Annotated in this window: 3 protein-coding genes and 1 pseudogene; 2 read left to right on the top strand and 2 right to left on the bottom strand. The window is 66.4% G+C overall.

Features of this window, described 5'->3' with window-relative positions; genetic code table 11:
• Positions 1 to 65: 65 nt before the first annotated feature.
• Together istA (KBI52_RS02140) and istB are read left to right on the top strand one after the other, a co-directional pair.
• Positions 66 to 1,535, top strand: a complete 1,470-nt coding sequence (istA, locus tag KBI52_RS02140; protein WP_210805026.1) for an IS21 family transposase — start codon at positions 66 to 68, stop codon at positions 1,533 to 1,535.
• Positions 1,532 to 2,338 carry an IS21-like element helper ATPase IstB gene (istB, locus tag KBI52_RS02135; protein WP_210805021.1) on the top strand — a complete coding sequence of 269 codons (807 nt, stop codon included), beginning with the start codon at positions 1,532 to 1,534 and terminating at the stop codon, positions 2,336 to 2,338. The genes istA (KBI52_RS02140) and istB overlap by 4 nt, the downstream gene beginning before the upstream one ends.
• A gap of 138 nt (positions 2,339 to 2,476) precedes the next feature.
• On the opposite strand, the pseudogene KBI52_RS02130 reads toward istB, so the two are convergent.
• Both KBI52_RS02130 and istA (KBI52_RS02125) read right to left on the bottom strand, forming a co-directional pair.
• Positions 2,477 to 2,857 (bottom strand): annotated as a pseudogene (locus tag KBI52_RS02130) (ATP-binding protein); the annotation flags it as partial.
• Positions 2,854 to 4,080, bottom strand: coding sequence for an IS21 family transposase (gene istA / locus KBI52_RS02125; protein WP_210805019.1), 1,227 nt, complete (start codon positions 4,078 to 4,080; stop codon positions 2,854 to 2,856). The pseudogene KBI52_RS02130 and the gene istA (KBI52_RS02125), both read right to left, overlap by 4 nt.
• Between the last annotated feature and the right edge of the window lie 198 nt (positions 4,081 to 4,278).

Genomic DNA, 4,278 nt, shown 5'->3' with positions numbered 1-4,278 from the left:
TAGGAGCGGGACCGTTTACCAGTTTCCGCTTGCCCATCGGACTTGACCGCTCAGACGGTATCTACATGAAGTTCCGTCACTCCAACACCATTCCGATCGCCGCTGCCAAAGCCGGCTTCAGCCCCTCCACCGCCTATCGCCTCGACAAGGACCCGCGGCTGCCCTCCCAGAAGAAGGTTCCTCGCGGGCGCCGGCGCCCCGACCCGCTCGCGAGCGTCTGGGACAGCGAGATCGTCCCGCTGCTGCAAGCCGCTCCGAGCCTGCGCCCCGTCGCCCTCTTCGAGGAGATCATCCGCCGCCATCCCGACCTCGGCCCCGGCATTCGCCGCACGCTGGAGCGCCGCGTCCGCGCCTGGCGCGCCCTGCACGGCCCCGAGCAGGAGGTCATCTTCCGCCAGGTGCACGAGCCCGGCCGCATGGGCCTGTCCGACTTCACCGACATGGCCGATCGGGCCATCACCATCGCCGGCCAGCCGCTCGATCACCGGCTCTATCACTTCCGGCTCGCCTATTCCGGCTTCGAGCATGCCCATGTGGTGCTCGGCGGCGAGAGCTATGTCGCCCTGGCCGAGGGCCTGCAGAACGCCCTCTGGGCCTTGGGTGGTGCTCCGCGCGAGCATCGCAGCGACAGCCTCTCGGCCGCCTTCCGCAACCTGGATCGCGATGCCCGCGAGGACCTGACCCGGCGCTACGATGCCCTGTGCAGCCATTACGGCATGGAGCCGAGCCGCAACAACACCGGCATCGCCCACGAGAACGGCTCGATCGAGAGCGTGCACGGCCATCTCAAGAAGGGGATCGAAGACGCCCTGCTGCTGCGCGGCTCACGCGACTTCGCCGATCTTGGTGCCTACCGCCGCTTCGTCGATGAGGTGGTCGGGCGCCGCAATGCCCGCAACACTCCGCGCATTGAGGGGGAACGCGCTGCCCTTCAGGAGCTGCCGGACCGGCGCACCGCTGATTACGAAGATGCCATCGTGACCGTGACCTCGACCAGCGGCTTCGTCTTGCGCAAGGTGTTCTACAGCGTACCCTCGCGCCTGATCGGCCATCGGCTGCGGGTGCGCCTGTATGACGATCGCCTTGAGATTTATCTCGGCGGCACGCACCAGATGACGCTGCCGCGCGGGCGGGCCCATCCCAACGGCCGGCACGGGCATGTGGTCGATTACCGGCATGTGATCCATTCGCTCAGACGCAAGCCCATGGCCCTGATGGGACTGGTCTACCGCGATCAGCTCTTCCCCCGGCCAGCCTATGCCCGCGCCTTCGAGGCCATGTGCGCCAAACTGCCGGCCCGGGTTGCCTGCCGCACCATGGTGGATCTGCTCGCCCTGGCGCACGAGCGCGCCTGCGAGGCCGACCTCGCCGCGCGCCTCGACGAGGATCTGGAGGCCGGCCGGCTGCCGGATCTCAAGAGCTTACGCGCCCGCTTCAGCCCGGATGCCGGTGCCGTACCGGACATCACGGTCTGCTATGCGCCGCTCAGCGCCTACGAGGACCTCGCCCGCGTGGATCAGGGAGAGGTCGCATGACGAGCCCCGATATTGATGCCGGTCGCCTGACCCTGGCTTTGAGTGATCTGCGGCTGCCGGCGATCAAGGCGATCTGGCCGGAGTTTGCCGCCCGCGCCGACAAGGAGGGCTGGCCGGCGGCCCGCTTCCTGGCGGCTCTGGCCGAGCACGAGATGGCCGAGCGCGCCCGCCGGCGCATCCAGCGCCATCTCGACGAGGCCCGTCTTTTGCCCGGCAAGACCCTCGACAGCTTCGACTTCTCCGCGGTGCCGATGATCAGCAAGGCGCAGGTGATGGCGCTGGCAGCCGGCGACAGCTGGCTCGAGAAGGGCGCCAATCTGCTGATGTTCGGCCCGCCGGGCGGGGGCAAATCGCATCTGGCGAGCGCGCTGGGCCTGGCCCTGGTGGAGAACGGCTGGCGGGTGCTGTTCACCCGCACCACCGATCTGGTGCAGAAGCTGCAGAGCGCGCGGCGGGACCTGCAGCTCGAGGCGGCGATTGCCAAACTCGACAAGTACCATCTGCTGATCCTGGATGATCTGGCCTATGTCAGCAAGGATCAGGCCGAAACCAGCGTCATCTTTGAACTCATTGGCGCCCGGTACGAGCGTCGCTCATTATTAATTACGGCCAATCAGCCCTTTGGAGCCTGGAACTCGGTCTTCCCGGATCAAGCGATGACGCTCGCCGCGGTGGATCGTTTGGTGCACCACGCCACCATCTTCGAGATGAATGTCGAGAGCTACCGCCGCAGAGAAGCCATCGAGCGCAAACGGGGGCCAGGACGTCCGCCGACGCGCGCGACAATCAAAACCTCATCCTGATTGACGCTCGCAGCGACAATCAAGAAAGCGCTTGCATCTCTGTCGCGGGGCGACAATCATCATTCCGCCGCGACAGCCAATCGCCCGATCCTGATCGCCGCGCTCTCAATCCAGATCGTCGCGCTATAAGCCGGCCACGATCGCCTCCCGGCCGAGGGCCACGGCAAGGTGCGTCTTGCCGACCCCGGGTGGTCCCAAGAGCAGAACGGCTTCGCCATTGGCAATGAACCGGCCCAGGGCCAGTTCCCTGATCTGGCCCTTGTCGATCGACGGCTGGGCCGCGAAGTCGAATCCTGCCAGGTCGCGCACATAGGGAAAGCGTGCCAGGCCAATGCTCATCTCGATCCGCCGCTCGTCCTTGCGCGCGATCTCCCGTTCGCAGAACAGTCCCAGGGCTTCCCGGATCGTCAACTCCCGCCGCGCGGCCTCATCCACCAGGCTGTCGAGCTGGTCGCGGATGGCCGTCAGCTTGAGCCGGGTGAGCATCGCCATTAGATGGTCGTGCGAAACCTCCATCAGAAGCCTCCCCCGGCTACGGCTTCGTATTCGGCCAGGGGCCGCAGCAACATCCCCGCGGCAGGCTCGGCACGGACCACCTTGCCGCCGAAGCCGGCAACCCCCTCAAAGTGCGCCGGATCGACCAGACGCTGCCGACGTCCCGCTTGCCGGGCATGCACCGCCACCTCCTGGCCGGCATGCCAGATGCGCACGGTCCCGTCCGAGATCACCACCCGGACGGTCGCTCCAATCAGCCGCCATGGCACTGAGTAGGCATTGCCGTCGATCTCAATGGCGCAGTCGGCATGGACCTTGCGCGTGACCTCCCGCAGAATCTGGAAGGATGGAATCCCATCCAGCGGCTTGAGGGCTTGGGCTTCCTGGCGGGCAAAGCGCTCGGCCGGCACCTCCCCGGTGGTGCCGTGCACCCGCTGATCAGCTACCTCGCGCACCCACTGCTCGAGATGAGCCTCCAGAGCAGCGAAACTCTCAAAGGCACGTCCGGCGACCGCGTTCTTCTTCACATAGCCAACGCCGCGTTCGTCCTTGCCCTTGGTCCGGGCCCGGTAGGGAAAGCAGGCTTGCGGCCGGAAGCCCCAATGCCGGGCGAAGGCGCGCAGGCGGGCGTTGAACTCCACTTCCCGCGTTTGAACGTCATGGTGCTGGACCAGGCCACGGTCATTGTCGAACAGGACCTCAGTGGTCACCCCGCCAAAGTGCCGGAAGCTGCTCTCCAGGCCCTCGAACCAGCTCTCCTGGCGCTCGTTGCAGAAGGCACGGACATGCAGGCGGCGCGAATAGCCCAGAGTGGCCACGAACAGAAACACCTTGGTGGAGATCCCGGCAATCAGGACGCGCCGCTCGCCGAAGTCGATCTGCAACTGGTGCCCGGGCGGGGTCTCGAAACGGACCGTGGCGCGCGCCTGTGCCGCCAGCTCACGCCGCAGACCGACGACGGCCCGCTCCACCGTGCGTAGGCTGACGTCAATCCCCTTCTCGGCCACAAGCTCCTGGCGCACCACATCGGCATTGCCGGCATGGCGGTGGAAGCGCTCGGCCAGCCAGTCCTCGAGCCCAGTCAGCGTGCGGCGCCGGACGGGACGCCGGTAGACCCGGTAGCCGCCTTCGGCCAAATAGCGACGAACGGTCATGGGACTGCACCCCAGTTCGCGGGCGATCCGCTTGATGCCCCAACCCAGGGCCTTCAACCGCAGCATCGCCGCCACGTCATCCGGCGTTCGCATCGCCTCTCCCCGCGGGACCTCCGCCCCGGGAGAAGTCTGACATTCCTGTGACCTCATCTCGTCCTCTCAAAAGTAGGCGCGAGGGGTCCAGTTCTTCATGTCGTCAGGGATCTAGTTTTACATGTCGCCCAATACCCCACCACCTTCCGGGTTGCCAAATCCAGCACCGCGGCGAGATACAGCCAGCCCTCGCCCGTG

The sequence above is a fragment of the Microvirga sp. HBU67558 genome (assembly GCF_018069605.1).
GTDB classification, from domain to species: Bacteria; Pseudomonadota; Alphaproteobacteria; order Rhizobiales; family Beijerinckiaceae; genus Microvirga; species Microvirga terrae.
This window is presented reverse-complemented; position numbering and strand designations above follow the sequence as displayed.

Excerpts from the sequence above, each read along its gene's own strand:
- istB (WP_210805021.1), top strand. The coding sequence starts at position 1,532 with ATGACGAGCCCCGATATTGATGCCGGTCGCCTGACCCTGGCTTTGAGT.
- istA (WP_210805026.1), top strand. The coding sequence starts at position 66 with ATGAAGTTCCGTCACTCCAACACCATTCCGATCGCCGCTGCCAAAGCC.
- istA (WP_210805019.1), bottom strand. The coding sequence starts at position 4,080 with ATGCGAACGCCGGATGACGTGGCGGCGATGCTGCGGTTGAAGGCCCTG.